The sequence below is a fragment of the Jiangella sp. DSM 45060 genome, from assembly GCF_900105175.1.
Taxonomy (GTDB): Bacteria; Actinomycetota; Actinomycetes; order Jiangellales; family Jiangellaceae; genus Jiangella.
Map to the genome: position 1 here is coordinate 6,078,477 of NZ_LT629771.1, position 22,913 is coordinate 6,101,389.

A 22,913-nucleotide genomic window follows, 5' to 3' on the forward strand; every position below is an offset into this window, starting at 1 on the left:
AGTGCCGATGGTCACTGTGGTGCTGGTTACTTCGGCTCGCCGTTCGACGACGGCCCCAACGGCGGCTCGGGCGCCGGAGGCGGACCCGACGCCGGGCGGTCGGGGGACGCACCGAGATCCGAGGTGCCGGGAGCGGGCGCCGGCGCGCCGGCCGGAACCTTCTCCTCCTCCTCGACGAGCGCCGCCGCCTCCTCGCCGAGCGAGGCCTCGACCGCGGCCTCGTCGTCCTCGCGGCCCGGGGTGCGCAGGTTCCACTTGGTGATCACCCAGCGGAACAGGAAGTAGTAGACCACCGCGTAGCCCAGGCCGATCACGATCAACAGCAACGGTTTCTCCGCGATGCGGAAGTTGATCGCGTAGTCGATGAAGCCGGCCGAGAAGCCGAACCCGTCGCGGATGTCCAGCGCGTTGGTGAGCGCCAGTGCCGTGCCCGTCAGGATCGCGTGGATGAAGTACAGCGGGAACGCGACGAACAGGAACGAGAACTCCAGCGGCTCGGTGACGCCGGTGAGGAACGAGGTCAGCGCGGCGCCGAGCATGATGCCGCCGACGATCTTCTTCTGCGCGGGCTTGGCGGTCTGCCAGATGGCCAGCGCGGCGGCAGGGAGGGCGAACATCATGATCGGGAAGAACCCGGTCATGAACGCGCCCGCGGTCGGGTCGCCGTTGAGGAAGCGCAGGATGTCGCCCTGGACCGCCTCACCACCCGGCGGGGTGTACTCGCCCAGCTGGAACCACGGGAACGAGTTGAGGATGTGGTGCAGGCCGAGCGGGATCAGCAGCCGGTTGAAGAACCCGTAGAGCCCGCCGCCGAGCACGTCGTTCTCGGTGACCCACTCACCGAGGTTGGTCAGCCCGTCGTTGAACGGCTTGTAGAGGAAGCTCATGCCGACAGCGATGAAGATCGCCACCAGGGCGGTGATGATCGGCACGAACCGGCGGCCGCCGAAGAAGGCCAGGTACGGCGGGAGCTTGATGCGGTAGAACCGCTGCCACAGCAGCGCCGCCGTGATGCCCATGATGATGCCGCCGAGCACGCCGAAGTTGATCAGCTCCTGCTCAGCGCCCTCGGCCGGGGCGCCCAGGATGTGCGGCGACATCGCGTCGGTCACGCTCTTGTAGACCAGGTAGCCGACCACGGCGGCCAGCGCCGTCGAGCCGTCGGCCTTGCGGGCGAAGCCGATCGCGACGCCGAGCGCGAAGATCAGCGGCAGGTTGTTGAAGATGCCCGCCCCGGCCGCCCCCACGACCTCGGACACCGGCTGCAGCCAGTGCAGCCCGTCGTACTGCGCCAGACCGGCGGGCAGGCCCTCCGGCACCGTACCGGGCTCGCCACCGAGCATGTCGTTCGAGCCGAGGCGCAGCAGCAGGGCCGCGGCCGGCAGGACGGCGATCGGCAGCATGAGGCTGCGGCCGATGCGCTGCAGCACCGCGAGGCCGGGGAAGCCGCGCTTCCCGGTCGCGGTGGCGGTCACCGCGCTCATCCCGTCGCTCCTCTCGCCGTCATGCGGATGTGAGGGTTCACGTGCGCTCTCCTCTACAGGTGGTGTCCGGGCCCGGCGCCTGCCGAGCCCGTGGTGGGGGTGCGTTCCAGCGTCATGTGCACCTGGTACCGGTCGGCGCGGTACCACGAGGTGACGTGCTCCATCGGCCGCCCGGCGGCGTAGGAGGTCTTGCGGAACACCAGCAGCGGCGCGGCCGGCGGCACGCGCAGCAGCCGGGCCCGCAGCGGGTCGGCGCCCTCCGCCCACACCGTCTGGGCGGCGGAGTCGAGGACGCGGCCGTAGTCGTGGGCCAGGATCGAGTAGACGGAACTGGTGAGGTCGCGCTCGAGCAGCCCGGGCAGCGGGGCGGCCGGCAGCCAGGACACCTCGTGCGCCATCGGCGCGCCGTCGGCCGAGCGCAGCCGCTCGATCCGGTAGGCGCGGTCGGTGACGTCCAGGCCGAGCGCGGCGCGGGCCGGCGGCGGCGCCGCGGTCTCGTCGGCACCCAGCACGACGGTCGACGGCTTGTGGCCGCGGCGGCGCATGTCCTCGGTGAACGAGGACAGGTGCATCTGCGACTCGATGCTGGCCGCCGCGACGAACGTGCCCTTGCCGCGGACGCGGTACAGGCGGCCCTCGGCGACGAGGCGCCCGACGGCCTCGCGTACGGTGGCACGGCTGACCTTGAAGCGGGCCACCAGCTCGCGTTCGGACGGCACCGGCGCGTCGGGCACCAGCTCGCCCTCGATCATCGCGAGGAGGATCTCCCTCAGTTGCCGGTGTTTGGGCACCGGTCCGTCGACCACGTTCACGGAGACCCTCTTTCCCGACATATCGGTCAGTGGTAGGAACTGGTCTAGATGACTTGACCAGTGGCCCATACAATGTGGCTGCACCTCGAACTTGTCAAGGGGTGTGTGCCGAATCGACCGGCTGGCCGGATGCCCGGACGGCCCCGACCCGATGCGAGTCCCGTGCTGTCCTTGCGCCGATCGACGCTCAAGTACCTGCAGGTGCGCGACTACCTGCGGAGTCTCGTCGTCAGTGAGCTGCGTCCGGGCGACCCCGTCCCGTCGGAGCGCATGCTGTGCGAGCGCTTCGCCGTGTCCCGTATGACGGTGCGCCAGGCCGTCGACGCGCTGGTCGTCGAGGGGGTGCTGGAACGCGTGCAGGGCCGCGGCACGTTCGTCGCACCACCCAAGGTCGACCTGCAGGTCCGGCTGGCGTCGTTCACCGAGGAGATGACCCGCCGCGGCATGACGGCCGGCGTCAAGGTGCTCGCGTCCGAGCTGGTGCGGGCCGAGCCCGACATCGCCGAGGCGCTCAAGGTCGCGCCCGGCGAGCAGCTGGTCCACCTGCACCGGCTGCGCTACGCCGACGACGAGCCGATGGCCGTCGAGCACACCTGGCTGCCCGCCGACCGGCTGCCCGGTTTTCTCGAGGACGGCACCCCTGACAGCGTGTACGTCGAACTGGACGCCCGCGGGCTGATCCCCGACTGGGGCGAGGACACCATCGACGCCGGCGAGGCCGACCACGAGGAGGCCAAGCTGCTCATGATCAAGCCGGGCAAGCCGGTGCTGCGCATCTCGCGGCGCGCGTTCACCGGCGACTCCGCCATCGAGTACAGCCGGTCCGCGTTCCGGTCCGACCGCTACACCCTGTGGGTGCCGGTCGCCCGGCCGAACCCGGCGGTGGTGCCGCGAAAACGCGCCGAGGAGCCCGACGCCGCCGCCCCCGGCGCCACCACCTGAACCCGTCCCACGTCACCGACCCACCCGACAGGAGAGATCGCCTCGTGACCCACACGATCATGGCCCGTGAGATCGCCGAGCAGCCGGAGGCGCTGGCCCGTACCTTCGAGTCGCTGCTGCCGCTGCGTGCGGAGCTGAAGGCGCTGGCCGCGGACCGCCGCGTGGTGCTGTTCGTCGCCCGCGGGTCGTCGGACAACGCCGCGATCTACGGCCGGTACCTGCTCGAGGTGCACGCCGGGGTTCCGGGCGGGCTGGCCGCGCCGAGTGTCGCCACGCACTACCACTCCGACCTCGACCTGTCCGAGGCGCTCGTCGTGTCGGTGTCGCAGTCCGGAGAGACCGAGGAGATCGTCGAGACCCAGGCCTGGGCCGCCGCACATGGCGCCCGCACCATCGCCGTCACCAACGACGGCGACAGCGCGCTGGCCGGGGCCGCCGACCTCGCGCTGGTGACCCGTGCCGGCGCCGAGAAGGCCGTGCCCGCCACGAAGTCGTACCTCACCCAGCTGGCCGCGATGGTCGTGCTGGCCGACGCGCTCGCCGCGAAGCCGGGCACGCTCGACCCCGACCTCGACCGCGTGCCCGAAGAGGTACAGCGGCTGATCGAGCGGCGCGAGGGCGTCGACGAGGCGGCCGAGCGGCTCGCGTCCACGCCCGAGACGCTGGTCAGCGGCCGCGGCATCACGTTCGGCACGGCGCTCGAGGCGGCGCTGAAGCTGGAGGAGACCTGCCTGCGCCCGGTGCGCGGGCTGTCCTACGCCGACCTGCGGCACGGCCCCATCGCCGTCGTCGACGCCGAGCACGTCGCGCTGCTGGTGTCGGCGGCCGACGGGCCGATGGTGGCCGGCATGACGGAGCTGGCGCACGACCTGCGTCGCCGCGGCGCCGCCGCGACCATCGGCATCGGCGGCGACACCGGGTTCGCCGGCGCCGTCGACGTCTCCGTGCCGGGGCCGGCGCTGCGCGAGCTGGTGGCGCCGCTGGCCCTCGTCGTGCCGGCCCAGTTGACCGTCGAGGCGCTGGCGCGCAGGCTCGGGCTCGACCCGGACGCGCCCCGCGGGCTCTCGAAGGTCACCCAGACCGACCCGGCCGGCAGCTGAGCCGGCCGCGCACACTCGTCAATCGGAGGGGACACATGGACAAGGCCGAGCAGATCCTGAAGGCGCTGGGCGGCGCCGGCAACATCGTCGAGATCGAGCCCTGCGCCACGCGGCTGCGCACCGAGGTGCACGACGCCGCGCTGGTGGACGAGAAGGCGCTCAAGGCGGCCGGCGCGTTCGGCGTCATCTCGGCCGGCCAGGTCGTCCAGGTGGTCGTCGGGCCGGAGGCGGACACCATCGCCACCGACATCGAGGACCTGATGTGACGCAGCTCGATGTGCTGTCGCCGGTGCCCGGGCGGGTGATCGAGCTGGCCGAGGTGCCGGACCCGGTCTTCGCCCAGGCACTGGTCGGCCCCGGGCTGGCGGTCGACCCCGACCGGTCCGGCCCCGTCACGGCGGTCGCGCCGGTCCCGGGGAAGCTGGTCAAGCTGCACCCGCACGCGTTCGTCGTCCAGACCGACGACGGCGCGGGCGTGCTCACCCACCTCGGCATCGACACCGTCCAGCTGGCCGGCGAGGGCTTCCGGCTGCACGTCGCCGAGGGCGACGTCGTGGCCGCAGGCGCCGCCGTCGTCACCTGGGACCCGGCCGCCGTCGAGGCAAGCGGCCGGTCGCCGGTGGTGCCGGTCATCGCGCTCGAGGCGACGCCGGGCCAGCTCGGCGAGCTGCGGGCCGCGGGCCCGGCCGAGGCGGGCGACGTCCTGTTCACGTGGGCGCGGTGAGCGCCGGGCTCGACGCGGCGCTCACCGGCCGGCGGGCCGCGCTGCTGGACCTCGACGGCACCCTGATCGACAGCGAGCCGGCCAACCAGGCCGCCTACCGGTCGTACTTCGCCGCCCGCGGCTGGGACGTCGGGCCGGACGTGCTGCGCGCGTTCGCCGGTCGCCGCGGCGCCGAGGTGTTCATGCAGCTTGCCGGGCCGTGGACCGGCGAGGACGCCCTCGCCCTCGTCGACGGCGTCATGGCCCGGGTCGACCACCAGGCGCACCCGCCGCGGCCGGTGCCCGGCGCGGCCGAGCTGATCCGCCGGCTGCACGCGTCCGGAGTCCCCGTCGCGCTGGTGACGTCGGCCGGGCGAGCGTGGGCGGAACGCGCCGTCGGCGACGTCCTCGGCGTCCGCGACCTCTTCGCCGCGTTCGTCACCGCCGAGACGACGTCCGCGGGCAAGCCCGACCCCGCGCCCTACCTCGCCGGCGCCGCCGCCCTCGGCGTCGACCCGTCCGAGGCGGTCGCGCTGGAGGACACCGTCCCGGGCGTGCACTCGGCGCTGGCCGCCGGCGTCGGCCTCGTCATCGGCGTCGCCACCGGCACCCCGCCCGGCCTCCTCCTCGACGGCGGCGCGAAACGGGTCGTCTCCGGACCGGCGGAGCTGCTGCGGTCCTGACCACGCGGTTTGGCCGGCATCCGGACGGGTACGTGTGGGGCAGACTCCGGAGGAGGTCGGGAGCCATGTTGATCGTGCTCGCACTGCTCTTGTTCGCCGTCGCCGGCGCCGCTGTCTATGTCATCGCAGCCGACGGAACCGGCGAGGTGCTGCTGGACTCGCTCGGCCTGAACACCGAGATCCCGGTCTGGGGTGTGTTCGTCGCCGGCGCCGTGACGATGCTCGTGGTGCTCGCCGCGGTGGCCGCGCTCGCCGCCGGTATGCGGGCCGCCCGGGCGCGGCGGTCGGAGATCCGCTACCTGCGTCAGAAGGTGGCCCACCAGGATCTGGCCGAGGACCGCGCCGCCGCCGACCGCTCGACCGTCGATGGCCGCCCTGGGGATGCCGACCGCGCTGGTGCCGCCGACCGCTCGGGGACCACGGCGGACAGCGCCGACGCTCCGGCCGGCGAGGACGGCGGACCCGGCCGGCTGAGCCGCTGGCGCCGCCGCCGCACCGACGACAGCGACACCGGCCAGTCGACGCCGAGTGTCAGTGCCCGCCCGTAGGGTGGGACTCCCTCCCAGCCGGGCGGGCCATGCACCCGGTGCGCCGCGCGAAACTCGCGGCCACCACGCGGCGCACGCGAGCGGTTCGGCACCTGACGAGGCGTGACGCTGACCCGCGCCGGCGGGGCCTGGTCCAGGCACCTGGATCGGCGCGCCGGGCCGGAGCGCCGAGTGCAGCGTACGTGCGTCGGCGCGGCTGGGCTGGCGCACCCGGACAACGGGATGGACCCAGCGCACCCAAGCCGACGGGCCTGGTCCAGCGCACCTGGATCGGCGCACCCGGGCCGGAGCGCCGAGTGCAGCGTACGTACGTCGGCGCGGCTGGACTGGCGCACCCGGACAACGGGATAGACCCAGCGCACCCAAGCCGACGAACCGGGTCCAGCCGCACCGGGAGCCGAGGGTCCGGCGCAGGGGGCCGCACCAGCCGGCCCCACCCGCTAGGATCCGACGACCATCGGCCGCCGGCAATGGCGCCGGCGGCCGATGCCCACGGCCCACCACCCGGGTGATCATCCCGGCCGATCACCACGGGCGACCCGCGTCCGACCATCACGGCCGATGGTCAGCGACCGATGGGCCGCGCCGACGAACCGCGCCCCGATGACCGCGGCTACGGGCGAGGCGCCGGCTGCAGCCCGCCGGGCAGGTCGTAACCGTCGTCCCAGGGGAAGCGTCCGGCGGAGTCGTCCCAGATGAGCTGGAGGGCGGGCACGGGATCGGCCGGGCCGCGGTGGTAGTAGCGCTGCGCCGACCCCAGCACCGGCGGCTCGTCGCCGTCGTGGAAGGGGAAGAGCTGCAGGCGGTGCGACCAGCCGGGCAGGCGCATCGGCCGGCCGGGCCCGAACCGTTCACCCTCGCGGACGCGGTCGCCGAAGTGGTTCAGCACCCAGGCGCTGGCCTGCAGGTCGAGCCCGTACACCAGCAGTTCGGGATGGCCGAACCCGTACAGCCCGACGGTGTAGGCGAACGGCGGGGCGCCGGCCGCGTACTGGACCGCCCAGCCGTGCCGGCGGACGGTGTCGCGCAGCCACGCGTCCTCCTGGTCCTGCCACTGCTGCAGCTGAAGCGGCGTGCACGCGTCCAACGCCATGATGTCGACCTCCGGGGAAAGATTCACAAGAACAGGAGTTCGAACACTAGCAGCGGCCACCGACAACGTCGCCCCCAACGGAGGGACGACGAATTCAGGCGCAGTGGCATGTCGAGAACGCGGCACCGGCTCCGTCCCCGGGGTACGAACGGCCACGACGGGCCGCGTCACGAGAGGACACCTCATGCAGCCGAACGAGATCGCCGAGATCCTGAACCGCCCGTACAGCCAGGAACTGCTGGCCCGCGACATCACCCGGCTGGCCTACGTGGCCACCGACGGCACGCCGCGCACGGTGCCGATCGGGTTCACCTGGAACGGCACCGAGATCGTCATGTGCACGCCGACGAACGCACCGAAGCTCGCGTCGCTGCGGGCCAACCCGGCGGTGGCGCTGACCATCGACACCGAGGTGCACCCGCCGAAGATCCTGCTGCTCCGCGGCCGCGCCGAACTCGACCTCGTCGAGGGCATCCCGGAGGAGTACATGAAGATGAACACCAGCTACGAGATGACGCCCGAGCAGCGGGCCGAGTGGGAGGTCGCGGTCCGCGGGCTTTACGACGCGATGGTGCGCATCGTGGTGAGGCCGACGTGGGCGAAGCTGATCGACTTCGAGGCCACCCTGCCCACCCCCGTCGAGGAGCTGATCAGGCAGAAGGCCGAGAGCCAGGGCGCCTGAGCCCGGCTCATTCCTCGCCGGCCAGCGAGAGCACCCGCAGCCGCTGGCCGGCGTACCAGGTGGCGCCGACGATGACGACGGCCAGCAGCACCCCGGCCACCGCGAGCCGGACGTCGGACGAGACGAGGTCGCGAGTGGCGATGGCCTCGGTGAGCGAGAGCGACCACTGCTGGACGCTCAGCGTCCGCGCGCCGGGGACGAACGAGCCGAGCAGCCCCTCCCAGATCAGCGCGTACGCCAGCCCGTACACCACGGCGTGCCGGGTGACGACGGACAGCAGCAGGAAGATCGCGCTGTACGCCACCGACGCGACCAGCGCCGCGACGCCGAAGCCGAGCGCGATGCGCCCGGCCGTTCCGGACATCACCAGGCCGGCGACGAACGTCGGCACGGCGGCGAACAGCACCGTCGCGCACGCGGCGACGACGAACTTGCTGAGGATGATCCGCGGCCGCGAGATCGGCTTCGACAACACGTAGACGATCGAGCCGTCGTCGATCTCGGGGCCGATGACGCCGGTGCCGACGATCAGCCCGAACAGCGGCACCAGAGCGGCCACCGAGACGGCGCCGAGGAAGTCGGCGGTGACCTGGTGGTCGACGCCGACGGTGACGCGCAGCAGCACCGCCATGGAGAGGAGCAGCACCGACATCAGCAACAGCAGCCAGGCCCGCCGGCCTCCGAGCAGCGCCCGGTAGGTCAGCCGGACAACGGTCCCGTTCATGTCTGGTACCCCTAACTCTTCACCAGGTAGGAGAAGACGCTCTCGAGCGACTCGTCGGTGGGCGAGACCTCGAAGAGCCTGATGCCGGCGTCGCGGGCGACGCGCGGGAGCAACTCGGTGAACCGCAGGAACGACACCGCCTCGACGCTCAGCACGCCGTCGTCGAGCTGGACGCCGGCGGTGGAGCCGTCGGCGATGAGCGCCGAGGCCAGCCCGCGGTCGTCGGAGGAGCGGATGACGTACTGGTGCGGCCGGTCGGTCATCAGCCGCCGGATCTCGCGGAAGTCGCCGGACGCGGCGTGCCGGCCGGCGACCATGACCTCGATCTGCTGCGCCAGCTGCTCGACCTCTTCGAGGATGTGCGAGCTGAACAGGACGGTGCGGCCGTCGGCGCCCATCTGGCGCAGCAGTTCCATGAGGTGCAGCCGCTGCCGGGGGTCCATGCCGTTGAACGGCTCGTCCAGCAGCAGGACGGACGGGTCGTGCACCAGCGCCGAGGCCATCTTGACCCGCTGCCGCATGCCCTTGGAGTACTCGCCGACCTTGCGGGCCTGCGCGAACTCCATCTCGACGGCGGCCAGCGCGCGCTTCGCGGCGGCGCCGGGGTCGGGCAGGCCGTGCAGTTCGGCGTTGGCCAGTACGAACTGCCAGCCGGTGAGGAAGTCGTACGCGGCCTCGCGCTCGGGCACCAGCCCGATGGTGCGGTAGACCTCGGGGTTCTTCCAGACGGTGGCGTCGTCGAGCGTCACCGACCCGGCCGACGGCGCCAGGAACCCGGCCAGCATGCCGATCAGCGTGGACTTGCCGGCGCCGTTGGGGCCGAGCAGGCCGGTGATGCCCGGCCCGATGGTCATGGTGACGTCGTTGACGGCGACGACGTTGCCGTACCAGCGCGAGACCGTGTCGACGGAGAGGACGCTCATGCCGAGACCTTCCGGTAGCGCAGGTTGAGCAGGGCCCAGCAGGCGCCGATGACGGCGAACGTCACCAGCACGTACACCACACCACCGGCGTCGCCGGGCGGCGGCGCGACGGCTCTGCCCGAGGCGTCCAGCACCCAGGTCTGGAACCCGTCGACCAGCGTGACCGGCGACAGCAGCCCCAGCCAGCCGGCGAGGTCGATGTCCTCCACCTCGTAGCGGATGATCCCCTGCAGTGCGCTGACGGCGGCGAAGCTCAGCGCGAAGAGCGTGATGATGGCCGCGACACCGAGTCCGCGGCGGGCGGTGAGCGACGCGATGACCAGGCCGATGCCGGCGTACACGACCGCGTACACGACCGCGCCGAGCAGCGCCAGCAGCAGGTCACTGGTCTGTTCCCAGGCCGGCAGCTCGGCCAGCAGCGCGCCGACGTACATGATCAGCATCGGCGCCGCGATCAGCAGGAACAGCGCCGTCGAGAGCGCGCCGTACTTCGCCAGCACGTAGTCGGAGCGCTCCATGGGCCGGGAGAAGTACAGCGGGACGGTCTTGAACCGCAGGTCGCGCGAGAGCGCGGCGGGCGCCTGCGCGGCCACGAACATGGCCACCATGGGTTGTGCCGCGACGAAGACGTAGGCGGAGTACGGCAGCGGCAGCCCGCCGGTGAGGTCGCCGGTGACGTTGGTGATGACCGCGAGGATGAACGCCGGCACGCACATGACGCCGAGTAGCAGCATGGGCAGCACCTTCGAGCGGGCGGAGCGGCCCAGGCCGAACGCCCCGCGCAGGCTGTGCACGTACAGCGCCCGGGTGACGCGCGCCCGGCCGAGCCGTGGGCCGTCGTACTTGCGGTAGCCGATGTCGTGGATGACACCCGACGGAGTCTGCTCGGACATCAGCCCCGCTCCTCCTCGAAGATTTCGGAGATGTGGTGCCGGCTCTGTTCCAGCCGGATCAGGCCGACGCCCTCGGCGGCGACGGCGTCGCGCACGAGGTCGTACACCTTCTCGTCGTCGAGCGGGAGCACCAGCTGCTGCGTGCCGTCGTGGCTCACCGTGAGGCCGGCGGCGGTCAGGCTGGCGGCGACGGCCTCGGCCGCGGCGGACACCTCGACGACCAGGAACTGACTGGTGCGGGTGAACTCCGACGTCGACGACGACCGCAGCAGCGTGCCGCCGTCGATGACCACCACGTGGTCGGCGATGCGCTCCAGCTCGCCCAGCAGGTGCGACGTGACGAGCACGGTGATGCCGAACTCGGCCCAGATGCGCCGGATGAGCGCCAGCATGTCGTCGCGGCCGACCGGGTCGAGGCCGTTGGTGGGTTCGTCGAGCATGACGATCTCGGGGTCGTGCACCAGCGCCTGCGCCAGCTTGACCCGTTGCTTCATGCCAGTGGAGTAGCCGCCGATGGGGCGGTACCGCTCTTCGTAGAGGCCGACGTGGCGCAGGGTGTCGGCGGTGCGCTCGCGGGCGGCGTCGGCCGGCAGCCCGGACATGCGGGCCATGTGCACGACGAACTCGGTGGCGGAGACGTCGCCGGGGAGGCAGTCGTGCTCGGGCATGTAGCCGACCCGTTCGCGGATCTTCGGGCCGTCCGCGGTGACGTCGAGCCCGAAGACGCTGGCCCGTCCCGACGTGGCCGGTGACAGCCCGAGCAGGATCTTGATCAGCGTCGACTTGCCCGCGCCGTTGGCGCCGACCAGCCCGACGACGCCCGGCTCGACGTCGATGGTGAGCCGGTCGAGCGCGGTGGTCGCCGGGAACCGTTTCGTCAGTTCCTCGGTCTGGATGACAGGCACGGATCGACGCTACCGCCGCGGCAGGTCGTCGCGCGTCCAGCGGTGGTACGACACGCGAGGTCGTCCCCGAGCACGATCATCCCGGAGGCGCCGGCGCGGGCGACCCTGAGATCGCCTCAGGGTCGCGGCGTCAGAGCCGGTCGGCGGCCTTGCGGGCGGCGATCTGGACCGGATCCCAGACGGACGAGAACGGCGGCGCGTAGGCGAGGTCGGTCATCGCCAGCTCGCCGACGGTCAGCTCGGTCCAGAGTGCCATGGCGCACACGTCGATGCGCTTGGCCGAGCCGTCGCGGCCCACGATCTGGGCGCCCAGCAGCCGCCCGGTCGGCCGCTCGGCGACCATCTTGACGGTGATCGGCTGGGTGCCCGGGAAGTAGCCGGACCGCGTGGTCGACTCGATGGTGACGGCGACGTGGTCGAGCCCCGCCGCGACGGCGTCGCCCTCGGTCAGGCCGGTGCGGGCCAACTCGAGGTCGCACACCTTCGTCAGCGCGGTGCCGACGATGCCGGGGAACCGCGCCTGCCCGCCGCCGAGGTTCGTCCCGAGCACGCGGCCCTGCTTGTTCGCGTGCGTGCCGAGCGGGACGTGCACCCAGTCGCGGCGGACGCGGTCCCACGTCTCGACGCAGTCGCCGGCGGACCACACGCCGTCCGCGACCCGCTGGGTGTCGTCGGTGCGCAGCCCGCCGGTCGGGCCGAGCGGCAGCCCGGCGGCCCGGGCGAGGCCGGTGGCCGGGCGCACGCCGGTGCCGAGCACGACGATGTCGGCGGGGTACGTCCCGGCGTCGGTGACGACGGCCGTCACGGCGCCGTCCGGCCCGGTCTCGAACGCCGTCACCGCGGCCGACGTGACGACGTCGATGCCCATGCCCTCCATGGCGGCGTGCACCTGGGTGCCGAGGTCCGGGTCGAGGGTGTTCATCGGCTCGTCGCCGCGGTCGACGACGGTGACGGCGAGGCCGCGGCGGACCATCGCCTCGGCCATCTCGAGACCGATGTACCCGGCGCCGACGACGACCGCCCGCTCGGGCGGCCGCGCGAGCGACTCGAGCACCGCGGCGCCGTCGTCGAGCGTCTGCACGCCGTGGATGCCGGCCGCGTCGGAGCCGGGGACGTCGGGCCGTACCGGCGCGGCGCCCGTCGCGATGACCAGTTCGTCGTAGCCGAGCCGCTCGGTGCGCCCGGCCGCGTGGTCGACCACCTCGACCCAGCCGGCGTCGGTGTCGAGGGCCACGGCCTCGGTGAGCAGCCGGACGTCGATGCCGTTGGCGCGGTGCTCGTCGGGCGTGCGGGCCACCAGCGCGCCCGGCGAGGGGACGTCGCCGGCGATCCAGTACGGGATGCCGCACGCGGAGTAGGACGTCCAGTGCCCGCGGTCGACCGCGATGACCTCCAGCGAGCGCCCGGCCGCCTTCGCCGACCGCAACGCCTGCGACGCCGCGCTCATCCCGGCGGCGTCCGCCCCGATCACCAGCACACGGTCAGCCATCGGCTCCTCCGGGAACGACGTGCCGGCGGATCCAGGCGTGCATGGCGATGGCCGCCGCCGCGCCGGCGTTGATGGAACGGGTGGACCCGAACTGGGCGATGGAGAGGACGGCGTCGACGTGCTCGCGCGCGGCCTCGGAGAGGCCCGGGCCCTCCTGCCCGAACAGCAGGACGCAGGCGCGCGGGAGGTCGTAGGTCTCCAGCGCGACCGCGCCGGGCAGGTTGTCGATGCCGAGCACCGGGACGCCCTCGGCATGCGCCCAAGACGCGAGCGCGGCGAGGTCGGCGTGGTGCCGGACGTGCTGGTAGCGGTCGGTGACCATGGCGCCGCGGCGGTTCCAGCGGCGCCGCCCGACGATGTGCACCTCGGCGGCGAGGAACGCGTTCGCCGTGCGGACGACGGAGCCGATGTTGAAGTCGTGCTGCCAGTTCTCGATGGCGACGTGGAACGGGTGCCGGCGACGGTCGAGGTCGGCGACGATGGCGTCGTTGCTCCAGTAGCGGTAGGCATCGACCACGTTGCGGCGGTCGCCGTACTCGAGCAGCTCGGGGTCGTACCGCGGGTCGTCGGGCCATGGTCCCGGCCACGGCCCGACGCCGGGCTGGTGGTCCGGCGCTGACTCGTCCGCCGCCGGGGCCGCCTGGTCGCTCACACACCCCACCGTAGTTCGTGCCTGACGGCCGGGCCGGTCAGCCCCGCGCGGCGCGCAGCTTCTCCAGCGCCCGCACCGTCAGCTCGTCGAGGTCGAACGTCGAGGACTCGGGGGTGACCGCCACGAACATGCCCTCGGCGCCGTCGATCAGGTAGACGACGTGGTCGAGGGTGTCCGGCGCGCCGGCCGCGGTGGTGGTGGCGTCGAGCGCGATGACGTGGTCGGCGTCGACCGGCGGCCCGCCGGTGACGTGGGTCCTGATCGTCAGGTCGACCGGTTTGCCGGCCATCTCGCCGCTGACGGTGACCTCGCGGCAGCGCTGGTAGTACTCCTCGATGGCGGTGATGTCGTCGACGGACGCGCCGGTGTAGACGGCCTGCACGAAGACGTCGTCGCCGGACACCGCGGCCATGCCCGCGGACTCGACGTCGTGGCGGCGCAGCGGGTCGGCCGGGTCGTCCTGGCATTCGGCCGGCTCGTAGGTGACGTTCTCGAGCAGCTGCGCCATGCTCTGGATGGTCCCCGTCAGCTCGAGGGCGTCGACGGGCAGCAGCTCGACGTCGTCGGGGAGGTCGTCGGCGGTGAGCAGGGCCGCGTCCAGGTCGACGCCGCCGCTCCCGCAGGCGCTCAGCAGGACGGCGGTGGCGACCAGCGCGGTCCGGGCCGTCGTGCGCATCGCCTGATCACACTACCGGCCGCGCCGGGCCGCCCGCACGGCGACCCGGCGCGACGCGGCTGGTGTCAGCCCTGCGCCTTGAGCTTGTCCAGAGCGGCGACGGCCAGCGCGTTCAGGTCGAACGTGGTCGACTCCGGGTTGCCGGCCACGTAGACCCCGCGGTCGCCGTCGATCATGTAGATGATCCGGGTCGGGACCGCCGGCATGGCCGCCGACTCCGTCACCGTCTCGACCGCGATGACCTCGTCGGCCTCGACCTCCGGCGCGTCGACGGTGGTGGTGCGGATCGTCATGTCCAGCGACTGGCCGCCGGCCTCACCGCTGACGGTGATCTCGCCGCAGCGGTCGTAGTACTCCTGCACGCTTGCGACGTCGTCGGCGCTCGCGTTCGTGTAGACGGCGTTGATCAGCGCGTCGGTGCCCGACGTGGCGGTCATGCCGGCCGCCTCGGCGCCGTCCTTCTGCAGCGGGTTGGTGTCGTAGGCCTGGCAGTCGGCCGGCTCGTAGGTGACGCCCTCGAGCAGCTGCGCCATGCTCTCGCCGGCGCTGTCCAGCTGCGCGACGTCGAACGCGGACACCGCCGCGCCCTCGGGGAGGTCCTCGGCCGACAGCAGCGCGGCCTCCAGGCCGGAGGCGGCCGCCTCGCCGTCCTCCTCCTCGGCGACGTCGTCCGCCGGGGTCTCGTCGGCGGCGGCGGTCTCCTCGCTCGCGGCGGTCGCGTCGTCGCCCGCGTCGTCGTCACCGCCGCATGCGGCGAGGAACAGGGTGGCGGCCACAAGCGCAGAAATTCCGAGCTTTCGCATGGTTCGTCTGATTCCTTGACAGAAGGGTAAGCGTGTTGTCACGCAGGGGAACGGCGGCAAATGTACCCACCGGCGGACGCCCGCGTGGGCGGTGCGAGAGATTCCCGCCGGACGGACGATGCAGCGGATCGGCCACCCCGCTACGTCTGAGAGACATGGGCGTGGACTTCCACGAGTACGTGGTCACCCGGCGGCAGCCGCTGCTGCGGCTGGCCTACCTGCTCACCGGTGACGCGCACCTCGCCGAGGACGTCGTCCAGACGGCGCTGCTGCGGGCCTTCCGGCAGTGGCGGCGGGTGAGCCGGGCCGACCAGCCCGACGCCTACGTGCGGCGCATGGTCGTCAACGCCTACGTCGACGGGAAGCGGCGGCGCAGCTCCACCGAGGCGCCCACCGCGCCGGTCGACCTGCCCGCCGTCGCGACCGGACCCGATCATGGCGACGCGCACGCCGAGCGGACGGTCATGTGGACCGCGCTCGCCGGACTGCCGCGGGTGCAGCGGGCGGTGCTGGTGCTGCGGTTCTACGAGGACCTCGACGACGCCCGCATCGCCGAACTGCTGGGCAGCACGCCGTCGACGGTCCGGTCGAACGCGTCGCGGGCCCTGGCAACGCTGCGGAAGGAGTGGACCCGTGTCTGACCACGACCTCGAGACCGCGCTGCGGGCCACGCTCGCCGGCCGCGCGGCGGACGCCCCGGCGGGCGACGACCTCGCCGACACCGTGACCCGGGTGGGCCTTGCCAGGCGGCGCCGGCGCCGGGTCGCGGGAGCGGCGACGGTGCTCGCGGTCGGCGCGCTGGCCGGGCTGGCCGGACGCGGTCTCGTCCCCGTCGCCGGCGACGCCGAGCCGCAGCCGGCCGCCAGCACTCCCGCCGACGTTGCGACCGGCCTGGTCACCTGCAACATGTACAACGGATGGCCGCCGTTCGATCCCACGCTGCTCACCGAACGGCCGGCGTTGGACCCGGAGAGCGACCTCGGCATCGCCGTACGGACCACCGCGCGGCCATCCATCGCGGCCCGACTGATCGACCGCTGGACGCTGATCGACCAGGTGGGCTCGACGGCCTATCTGTTGATCTGGCTGAAGGACACCGAGGAGACACGGAACATGGTCGACGGCGGACTGGCGACGGCCGTCTACACCCAGGCGTCGGACGGCAGTTGGGCATACCAAGGCGGCGGCGGTGGTTGTGAGCCGCAACGCTACTTCGACGACGGCCTCATGCCTGGGTGGTGGTCGCTGCGCACCGTGCCAGGCGCCGACGACACGTCGGTCGACATCAACGTCAACTCGGACGAGTGCTCCAGCGGCCAGTCGCCGGCGGACCGGCTGACCGAGCCGATCGTGGAGTACACCGCCGACGCCGTCCTGATCACCGCCCGCGTCGAACCGCTGGCGTACGGCGCGTACACCTGCCAGGGCAGCCCGTCGGCGCCGTTGACCGTCCACCTCGACGAGCCGCTGGGCGACCGGCAACTGCTGGACGGGCAGTGGTATCCGCCGCGCCCGGTGACCACCGAGCCCTAGAGACCGAGGTCGGCCTGGGAGTAGGCGGCGCGGTACTCCAGCCCGGCCGCCTCGATGCGCTCCCGCGACCCGGTGTCACGGTCGACGATCACGGCGACGGCGACGACGTCGGCGCCCGCTTCGCGCAGCGCCTCGACCGCCGTCAGCACGCTGCCGCCGGTGGTGGAGGTGTCCTCGACGGCGAGGACGCGGCGGCCGGTGACGTCGGGGCCCTCGATGCGGCGGCGCAGGCCGTGTTGCTTCGCGTCCTTGCGCACGACGAACGCGTCGAGCGACTGCCCGGCGGCGGAGGCGGCGTGCAGCATGGACGTGGCGACGGGGTCGGCGCCGAGGGTGAGCCCGCCCACGGCGTCGAAGGCGAGGTCGGCCGTGAGGTCGCGCATGACCTGCCCGACCAGCGGCGCGGCGGCGCCGTCGAGCGTGATGCGGCGCAGGTCGACGTAATAGTCGGCCTCCTTGCCCGACGACAGCACGACCCGGCCGCGCACGACGGCCTTCTCGACGATGTGGCGGCGCAGCTCATCCCAGGCACTCACGAGGCACGAGCGTACGGCAGGCTGGTCGGCGTGCAGCCCGCAGCCGTCGTCGTCGTGTCCGGACCGCTCGGCCCGTGGGCCGGCGGGCCGGCGCCCAGCACCGTCCCCTACCCGGTCGTCGTCGCGGCGCCGGTGGCCGAGCGCCGCCCGTACGCGGTCAGCTGGCTGGCCGACGCCGCGCGCCGGCTGCTCGCGGCCACGCCCGCGTCGCCGCTGGTGCTGGTCGCCCACGGCACCGCCGGGCCGCTGCTGCCGGCGCTGGCCCGGGCGCAGCGGGCGGCCGGCCGGCGCGTCGGCGGCTACGTGTTCGCCGACGCCACCCTGCCGCGGCCCGGCGCGCCGTCGCACCTGGACCTGCTGCGCGCCGCCGACGGCGCCGCCGCCGACGCCGCCCACGACGTCCTGCACACGGACGGCGCGGTCTGGCCGCCGGACGCCGCGCACCCGGGCGACCACGACTTCTGGACCGAGCGGCTGCCGCCGGCGCCGGACTGGCCGGACGCGCCGTGCGGCTACCTGCACACCGGCGCCGCCGTCCCCGGCGTCGGTCCGGGCGACTTCTGGGCCCGCTCGGCGGCGGCCCGCGGCTGGCCCGTGCACACCATGACCGGCGGCGAGGACGTGACGGCCGCGCTGGCCGCGACGATCGCCGCCCTGCCCGGGTGAGTAGCGCGATCGGCTGACCCCGGGCCGCCCGCGCGGCCAGAATGTGGCCGTGACCGACGCGTGGACCTGGCCGGCCTACGTGGCCGTGCTGTTCGGCACCGTCACGTTCGTCGTGTTCTTCGCGCCGATCGTCGTGATCGAGTCGCGCACGTACGGCCGGCTCAGCCCGCTCCGGCTGGCCGGCGCGGCGCTGTTCGCGATCTACGGCATGGCGCTGGTGGCCTACACCCTGCTGCCGTGGCCTGAGTCGGACTGGTGCGCTGCGCACGAGGCGCCGCCGGTGCAGTGGCGGCCGTTCCACTCGATCGACGACATCGTCACCGACACCGCCGGGCTGTCGCTGATGGCCCGGCTGGAGAGCGCGGCCGTCCTGCAGGTCGTCTTCAACGTCGTGCTGTTCGTGCCGTGGGGACTGTTCCTGCGCCGGTTCTTCGGCCGCGGCCTCGGCCTGACGGTGCTCAGCGGCGCCGCGGTCTCGGTGCTGATCGAGACCACCCAGGGCACCGGCGTGTTCGGGCTGGCCGGCTGCGTCTACCGCGTGGCCGACGTCGACGACGTGCTGACGAACACGGCCGGCACGGTGATCGGCGCGCTGCTGGCGCCCGTGCTGCTGCGCTGGATGCCCGGCCAGGAGTTGCGGCGGACCCGCCGCGAGCCACGTCGTGTGACGCGCTCCCGGCGGTTGCTCGGCATGGTGGTCGACCTCGCCGCCTACACGGCGGTGGCGGCCGTCGTCGCCACCGCCTACCGGGCGTACGTCCTCTACGGCCGCGGCGACGAGCTGCCCGCCGACGCCGGCTGGGGCGACCGTGCGGTGCCGTCGATCGTGGCGTTCGTGCTGGTGGTGCTGGTGCCGACGCTGTCGGGGCCGGGCGCGTCGCTGGGCCAGCGCGCGCTCTGGCTGGCGCCGCGGTGGGCCGACGGCGCCGGCCACCGGTCCCGGGCGCTGGCACGGTCGCTGTGCGGGTTCGGTCTCTACAGCCTGCTCGACGTGGTCAGCGCGCTGCCGCCGCTCGGCGACGGCGTGACCGACGCCGCGGCGTCGCTGACGAACGTCGTCATCGTGGTGTCCGGGCCGGCCGTGGTGTTCGGCGGGCCGCGCGGGCTGTCGTTCCGGCTGGCCGGCGCACAGCTGGCCGACGCCCGTGCGGAGGCCGCCGCCGCGCGCTGATCAGCGCCGGCGGGCCGGGTGCCGCTGCCCGATACCGAGCACCAGGCTCCGCGGCAGCCGGGGCAGCGCGGCGGCGGCCACCTTGTACACCGCGCCAGGCACGGACACCACCTTCCGCCGCCGCAGGTCCTTGAGCGCGGCGGCGACCACGGCGTCGGCGTCGAGCCACATCCACGACGGCAGCCCGGACATGTTCAGCCGGGCGCGATCGTGGAACTCGGTGCGAACGAACCCCGGAGCCAGCGCCATCACCTGGACGCCGGTGCCGCGCAGCTGCGGCGCGAGGCCCTCGCTGAACGCCGTCACCCAGGCCTTCGCCGCGCTGTACGTGCTGCGCGGCACCCAGCCGGCGACGGAGCTGACGTTGACGACGGCGCCCCGCCCGCGCTCGACCATGCCGGGCAGCGCGGCGTGCGTCAGCCGCAGCACCGCCCGCACCAGCACGTCCAGCAGGTACTCCTCGTCGGCGACGTCGTTGCCGAGGAACCGGCCGGGCGCCGCGAAGCCGGCGTTGTTGACCAGCAGGTCGACCGGGCGGGCGGCATCGAGCAGCCGCCGCTCCACCGCCTCGACCCCGGTCGCGAGGTCGGCCGGCAGCACCTCGGCGCCCACGCCGTAGGCGCCGCGCAGCTCGCCGGCGACGGCCTCCAGCCGGGCCTCGTCACGGGACACGAGAACGACGTCGTGGCCGCGCGCGGCGAGCGCCCGGACGAAGGCCAGGCCGATGCCCGCGGTGGGCCCGGTGACGAGTGCCGTTGCCATGCGCCGAACCCTACGCCGCCGACCACGATGCGAGACCAGCGGCCGAATCGCGATACATCGGGACGATCATGGTCACACATCGGTCAATGCGGTCGATAAGGTCATGATTCGTGAGCGATCTTTCCCACCCCGCCGTAGCCGACGCGACCCGCTACTTCGACACCTGGGTCGCCTTCCGGCAGCAGTACGACCGCGTCCCCGGCATCCAGGCCGCGGTCCTCCACGAGGACAAGCTGCTGCTGTCCAGCGCGCACGGGCTCGCCGACGTCGAGCACCACGCCGCGCTGACCCCGCAGCACCTGTTCCGGATCGCGTCGCATTCGAAGACGTTCACGGCCACCGCGGTCCTGCAGCTGGCCGAGCGCGAGCAGTTGCGACTGGACGACCAGGCGGTGCGCTGGCTGTCGTTCCTGCGCGGCACGCCGCTGGCCGCCGTGACGGTGCGCGAGCTGCTCGGCCACGGCGGCGGCGTGGTGCGCGACAGCCGCGACGGCGACTTCTGGCAGCTGGCGCACGCGTTCCCCGACGAGGACCGGCTGCGCGACATCCTGCTCGACGACGGCGCCGGCGTGCTGCCCGCGAACGAGCGGTTCAAGTACTCCAACATCGGCTACTCGATGCTGGGCCTGATCGTCGCGGCGGCGTCGGAGCAGCCGTACCACGTGTTCGTCCAGGAGAACATCGTCGAGGCGCTGTCGCTGGAGAACACCGGTCCCGAGTACGACCCGGTCCGCGCCGGCGACTACGCCACCGGCTACACCGCGCTGTCGTATGCCGACCACCGCATCCCGATCGACCACGTCGACACCGCGGCGATGGCGGCGGCCACCGGGTTCTTCAGCACCGCCGAGGACCTCGTCCACTACGTCGCGGCACACTTCCACGGCGACACCCGGCTGGTGTCCGACGCGTCGAAGCGGCTCATGCAGCGGGCGGAGTGGAAGGTCGACGGCCGCGGCGACGCCGAGTACGGGCTCGGGTTCGGCCGGGTCATGATCGGCGACCGGCTGGTGTTCGGCCACGGCGGCGGCTACCCGGGGCACATCACCCGGACGTCGTTCGACCCGGCCGGGCGGCTGGCCGTCTCGGTGCTCACCAACGCGATCGACGGGCCCGCGCAGGCGCTCGCCGACGGGCTGATCCGGCTGGTGAACCTGGCGCAGACCACGGGCCCGCAGCTGGCGCCGTCGGCGGCGGACCTGTCCCGGTTCACCGGGCGGTACGCCAGCATGTGGCGCGTCTTCGACGTCGTCGACCTCGCCGGCCGGCTCTACCTGCTGGACCCGACCGACCGCGACCCCACCGAGGAGCCGATGCGGCTCGCCGTCGTCGACGACCACACGCTGCGGATCGCCGGCGGCACCGGCTACGCGCCCGTGGGCGAGACCATCCGCTACCACTTCGGCGTCGACGGCGTCGCCTCGGTGCAGGCCTTCGCCATGACGGCGTACCCGATCGACCGGGTGGCCCGGGCGGTGCGCACGCGCGACCGCGTCTCCCCGGGCACGCCGCTGGTCACGGATGGTGTCGGCGACGCTCCCGGGAGATGAGCTCGCAGACGGCCCACAGCAGGGGCAGGGCAAGGACAACGAGGGTCGAGGTCATCTCACTCACCGGGTTCAGAACCGCGGGCGCGGTTCGGCGCGGGTCACGCTGTGGCTCCACTGGCCGGCCCAGGCCGCCGCGGGGCAGGGCCAGCTCTCTCCGCACTCGCGGCACGACGACGAGCGGTGCGGCATCCAGCGACGGCCCGGGACGTGGTCGTGCAGCAGCCTGGAGGCGTACGCGTCCAGCTCGTCAGCGGTCCAGTCGACGAGGCCGTACCCGTGCGCTCGGGCCGTGAAGGGGGCCATCTCTCCTCCGTCGTGCCGGGCCTCCGGGAGGCCCGTGCTCGGGGCTCGTCCGCGCCCGTTCGAGGCGGGGCGGCGGACCGGGACCTGGCACGGCTTCGCCACGGCTCGGATCAGCCGAAACGCTGCGCCATAGCCCTTGGCGAAGTATCGTGCATGATCTGAGCCACCCGCGGGAACAATCTGGGTGTCACGCCCGCCACCTGTGACGCCGTCCGCGACTTTGTGACATCGCCAGGAGATGCCGTGACAGACCATGATCCGGATTCCGCGGCCGCCTTTTTCGGTGGTGAGCTGGCGCGTGCGCGTCACCGTGCCGGCCTCACCCAGGAACAGTTGGCGGAAAAGCTCAACTACTCCCGCGGAGCCGTCGCTAATGTGGAAACTGCGCAGCGGCCTCCGCAGCGAGAGTTCGCGGAACGGTGCGATGAGATCCTGGGAACCGACGGCCTGCTCGTCCGCGCTTGGAAGATGGTGAGCCGCGAGTCGGTGCCCGCGAAGTATCGAGGGTTCATCGAGGAGGAAGAACGGGCAAAGTCGATCCACACCTACGAGCAGACATTCCCGCCCGGTCTCCTGCAGACACAAGCGTATGCACGCGAGCTCCTGGCGGGCGTCAGGATGGCTTATGACAACCACGTCGACACCCAGGTCGAAGCCCGGATTCGGCGGCAGGAGATCCTCCGCCGCGATGATCCACCGAGGCTACGAGCGGTGATCGACGAGGCCGCGCTCCGCCGGATGATCGGCGGACCGGACGTCATGAGAGATCAACTGCAATACCTGCTCAAAATGGGCGAGATGCGTCATATCACCATTCAGGTGATTCCATTCGCCGCGGGAGCGCACGCCGCGCTGAACGGACAAATGACGATCTTCGACCGCCTGAACGGGCAACCGGTGTTGTACTACGAAGGCCCTACCGGGGGTCACCTCATGACGGACAGCGGAGTCGTGGGTGATGCCGTGGACCGGATGGATGTACTCCGGGCCCAGGCGTTGTCCCCAGATGAATCGGCGGACCTGATCCGCCAAACGATGGAGGAACTATGAACGAGGTGTCGGAGCTGGCCGGCGCCGTGTGGCGCAAGTCCAGCTACAGCAACGGCGATGGTGGACAGTGCGTCGAGATCACGCCGCTGTCTGACGGTGGCATGGCTGTGCGCGACAGCAAGAATCCCAACGGTGGAATTCTGAGGTTCACCGCTGGCGAGTGGTCGGCGTTCGTGATGGGCGCGAAGGCCGGCGAGTTCGACTGAAACCGAGCGACCTCCGACCGCCCC

The 22,913-nt window shown here is 72.7% G+C and carries 28 protein-coding genes; 14 read left to right on the forward strand and 14 right to left on the reverse strand.

Annotated elements, in window-relative coordinates; translation table 11 throughout:
* Positions 1 to 26: 26 nt before the first annotated feature.
* Positions 27 to 1,484, reverse strand: coding sequence for a PTS transporter subunit EIIC (locus tag BLU82_RS27280; protein WP_092624066.1), 1,458 nt, complete (start codon positions 1,482 to 1,484; stop codon positions 27 to 29).
* Positions 1,485 to 1,537: 53 nt separating this feature from the next.
* Positions 1,538 to 2,317, reverse strand: coding sequence for a GntR family transcriptional regulator (locus BLU82_RS27285; RefSeq protein WP_069109023.1), 780 nt, complete (start codon positions 2,315 to 2,317; stop codon positions 1,538 to 1,540).
* A gap of 150 nt (positions 2,318 to 2,467) precedes the next feature.
* Between BLU82_RS27285 and BLU82_RS27290 the strand changes: the two genes are divergently transcribed.
* From BLU82_RS27290 to BLU82_RS27315, 6 genes are all read left to right on the forward strand, one after another.
* Positions 2,468 to 3,238 (forward strand): GntR family transcriptional regulator, encoded by a 771-nt coding sequence (locus BLU82_RS27290; RefSeq protein ID WP_197682517.1) that lies wholly within the window; start codon positions 2,468 to 2,470, stop codon positions 3,236 to 3,238.
* Positions 3,239 to 3,297: 59 nt separating this feature from the next.
* Entirely contained in the window at positions 3,298 to 4,338 is a 1,041-nt protein-coding gene (locus tag BLU82_RS27295) for an SIS domain-containing protein (protein WP_092626368.1), read from the forward strand.
* A 35-nt stretch (positions 4,339 to 4,373) separates the two neighbouring features.
* Entirely contained in the window at positions 4,374 to 4,604 is a 231-nt protein-coding gene (locus tag BLU82_RS27300; RefSeq protein WP_053204840.1) for a glucose PTS transporter subunit EIIB, read from the forward strand.
* Positions 4,601 to 5,062 (forward strand): PTS glucose transporter subunit IIA, encoded by a 462-nt coding sequence (locus tag BLU82_RS27305; RefSeq protein ID WP_231947593.1) that lies wholly within the window; start codon positions 4,601 to 4,603, stop codon positions 5,060 to 5,062. Before BLU82_RS27300 ends, BLU82_RS27305 begins: the two co-directional genes overlap by 4 nt.
* Positions 5,059 to 5,724, forward strand: coding sequence for an HAD family phosphatase (locus tag BLU82_RS27310; protein ID WP_157741290.1), 666 nt, complete (start codon positions 5,059 to 5,061; stop codon positions 5,722 to 5,724). Before BLU82_RS27305 ends, BLU82_RS27310 begins: the two co-directional genes overlap by 4 nt.
* A gap of 65 nt (positions 5,725 to 5,789) precedes the next feature.
* Entirely contained in the window at positions 5,790 to 6,272 is a 483-nt protein-coding gene (locus BLU82_RS27315) for a hypothetical protein (protein WP_092624069.1), read from the forward strand.
* 613 nt (positions 6,273 to 6,885) lie between these two features.
* Here BLU82_RS27315 and BLU82_RS27320 read toward each other — a convergent pair.
* Entirely contained in the window at positions 6,886 to 7,365 is a 480-nt protein-coding gene (locus BLU82_RS27320) for a DUF4262 domain-containing protein (RefSeq protein WP_157741291.1), read from the reverse strand.
* 184 nt (positions 7,366 to 7,549) lie between these two features.
* Here BLU82_RS27320 and BLU82_RS27325 point away from each other — a divergent pair, with 184 nt between their 5' ends.
* Positions 7,550 to 8,047, forward strand: coding sequence for a pyridoxamine 5'-phosphate oxidase family protein (locus tag BLU82_RS27325; protein WP_092624071.1), 498 nt, complete (start codon positions 7,550 to 7,552; stop codon positions 8,045 to 8,047).
* 7 nt (positions 8,048 to 8,054) lie between these two features.
* Here the strand turns inward: BLU82_RS27325 and BLU82_RS27330 are convergent, their stop codons facing one another.
* The 8 genes from BLU82_RS27330 to BLU82_RS27365 form a co-directional block, all read right to left on the reverse strand.
* Complete coding sequence (locus tag BLU82_RS27330) at positions 8,055 to 8,771, reverse strand: ABC transporter permease (RefSeq protein WP_092624072.1); 717 nt, start codon at positions 8,769 to 8,771, stop codon at positions 8,055 to 8,057.
* A gap of 11 nt (positions 8,772 to 8,782) precedes the next feature.
* On the reverse strand, positions 8,783 to 9,694 hold the full coding sequence (locus tag BLU82_RS27335) for an ABC transporter ATP-binding protein (protein WP_092624073.1): 912 nt from the start codon (positions 9,692 to 9,694) through the stop codon (positions 8,783 to 8,785).
* Positions 9,691 to 10,587, reverse strand: coding sequence for an ABC transporter permease (locus tag BLU82_RS27340; RefSeq protein WP_092624074.1), 897 nt, complete (start codon positions 10,585 to 10,587; stop codon positions 9,691 to 9,693). Before BLU82_RS27340 ends, BLU82_RS27335 begins: the two co-directional genes overlap by 4 nt.
* Positions 10,587 to 11,492: an ABC transporter ATP-binding protein gene (locus BLU82_RS27345; RefSeq protein ID WP_092624075.1), complete on the reverse strand. Its 906-nt coding sequence runs from the start codon at positions 11,490 to 11,492 to the stop codon at positions 10,587 to 10,589. Before BLU82_RS27345 ends, BLU82_RS27340 begins: the two co-directional genes overlap by 1 nt.
* Positions 11,493 to 11,622: 130 nt before the next feature.
* Positions 11,623 to 12,981, reverse strand: coding sequence for an FAD-dependent oxidoreductase (locus tag BLU82_RS27350; RefSeq protein ID WP_092624076.1), 1,359 nt, complete (start codon positions 12,979 to 12,981; stop codon positions 11,623 to 11,625).
* Positions 12,974 to 13,633: a TrmH family RNA methyltransferase gene (locus BLU82_RS27355; protein WP_092624077.1), complete on the reverse strand. Its 660-nt coding sequence runs from the start codon at positions 13,631 to 13,633 to the stop codon at positions 12,974 to 12,976. The genes BLU82_RS27350 and BLU82_RS27355 overlap by 8 nt, the downstream gene beginning before the upstream one ends.
* A 37-nt stretch (positions 13,634 to 13,670) precedes the next feature.
* On the reverse strand, positions 13,671 to 14,309 hold the full coding sequence (locus BLU82_RS27360; RefSeq protein ID WP_092624078.1) for a hypothetical protein: 639 nt from the start codon (positions 14,307 to 14,309) through the stop codon (positions 13,671 to 13,673).
* 65 nt (positions 14,310 to 14,374) lie between these two features.
* Positions 14,375 to 15,112: a DUF5642 family protein gene (locus BLU82_RS27365; RefSeq protein WP_157741292.1), complete on the reverse strand. Its 738-nt coding sequence runs from the start codon at positions 15,110 to 15,112 to the stop codon at positions 14,375 to 14,377.
* 155 nt (positions 15,113 to 15,267) lie between these two features.
* On the opposite strand from BLU82_RS27365, the gene BLU82_RS27370 reads away from it, so the two are divergent.
* Together BLU82_RS27370 and BLU82_RS27375 are read left to right on the forward strand one after the other, a co-directional pair.
* Positions 15,268 to 15,753 (forward strand): SigE family RNA polymerase sigma factor, encoded by a 486-nt coding sequence (locus BLU82_RS27370; protein WP_370246227.1) that lies wholly within the window; start codon positions 15,268 to 15,270, stop codon positions 15,751 to 15,753.
* Positions 15,746 to 16,645 (forward strand): hypothetical protein, encoded by a 900-nt coding sequence (locus tag BLU82_RS27375; protein WP_092624080.1) that lies wholly within the window; start codon positions 15,746 to 15,748, stop codon positions 16,643 to 16,645. The genes BLU82_RS27370 and BLU82_RS27375 overlap by 8 nt, the downstream gene beginning before the upstream one ends.
* Here BLU82_RS27375 and pyrE read toward each other — a convergent pair.
* Positions 16,642 to 17,181, reverse strand: coding sequence for an orotate phosphoribosyltransferase (gene pyrE / locus BLU82_RS27380; RefSeq protein WP_092624081.1), 540 nt, complete (start codon positions 17,179 to 17,181; stop codon positions 16,642 to 16,644). The genes BLU82_RS27375 and pyrE overlap by 4 nt on opposite strands.
* Positions 17,182 to 17,211: 30 nt before the next feature.
* On the opposite strand from pyrE, the gene BLU82_RS27385 reads away from it, so the two are divergent.
* Positions 17,212 to 17,847: a hypothetical protein gene (locus BLU82_RS27385; RefSeq protein ID WP_092624082.1), complete on the forward strand. Its 636-nt coding sequence runs from the start codon at positions 17,212 to 17,214 to the stop codon at positions 17,845 to 17,847.
* Positions 17,848 to 17,896: 49 nt separating this feature from the next.
* The gene (locus tag BLU82_RS27390) at positions 17,897 to 19,018 is read left to right on the forward strand and encodes a VanZ family protein (protein WP_092624083.1); all 1,122 of its coding nucleotides are present in this window, start codon (positions 17,897 to 17,899) and stop codon (positions 19,016 to 19,018) included.
* Here BLU82_RS27390 and BLU82_RS27395 read toward each other — a convergent pair whose 3' ends face one another.
* Positions 19,019 to 19,780, reverse strand: coding sequence for an SDR family oxidoreductase (locus BLU82_RS27395; protein WP_092624084.1), 762 nt, complete (start codon positions 19,778 to 19,780; stop codon positions 19,019 to 19,021).
* Between the two features lie 110 nt (positions 19,781 to 19,890).
* Here BLU82_RS27395 and BLU82_RS27400 point away from each other — a divergent pair, with 110 nt between their 5' ends.
* Positions 19,891 to 21,330 carry a serine hydrolase gene (locus BLU82_RS27400; RefSeq protein WP_092624085.1) on the forward strand — a complete coding sequence of 480 codons (1,440 nt, stop codon included), beginning with the start codon at positions 19,891 to 19,893 and terminating at the stop codon, positions 21,328 to 21,330.
* Positions 21,331 to 21,399: 69 nt separating this feature from the next.
* Here BLU82_RS27400 and BLU82_RS27405 read toward each other — a convergent pair whose 3' ends face one another.
* Positions 21,400 to 21,633, reverse strand: coding sequence for a hypothetical protein (locus tag BLU82_RS27405; RefSeq protein ID WP_092624086.1), 234 nt, complete (start codon positions 21,631 to 21,633; stop codon positions 21,400 to 21,402).
* A 243-nt stretch (positions 21,634 to 21,876) separates the two neighbouring features.
* On the opposite strand from BLU82_RS27405, the gene BLU82_RS27410 reads away from it, so the two are divergent.
* Both BLU82_RS27410 and BLU82_RS27415 read left to right on the forward strand, forming a co-directional pair.
* A complete protein-coding gene (locus BLU82_RS27410; protein WP_157741293.1) occupies positions 21,877 to 22,683 on the forward strand; it encodes a helix-turn-helix transcriptional regulator in 807 nt (268 codons plus the stop codon).
* The gene (locus BLU82_RS27415; RefSeq protein WP_092624088.1) at positions 22,680 to 22,889 is read left to right on the forward strand and encodes a DUF397 domain-containing protein; all 210 of its coding nucleotides are present in this window, start codon (positions 22,680 to 22,682) and stop codon (positions 22,887 to 22,889) included. The genes BLU82_RS27410 and BLU82_RS27415 overlap by 4 nt, the downstream gene beginning before the upstream one ends.
* Positions 22,890 to 22,913: the final 24 nt, after the last annotated feature.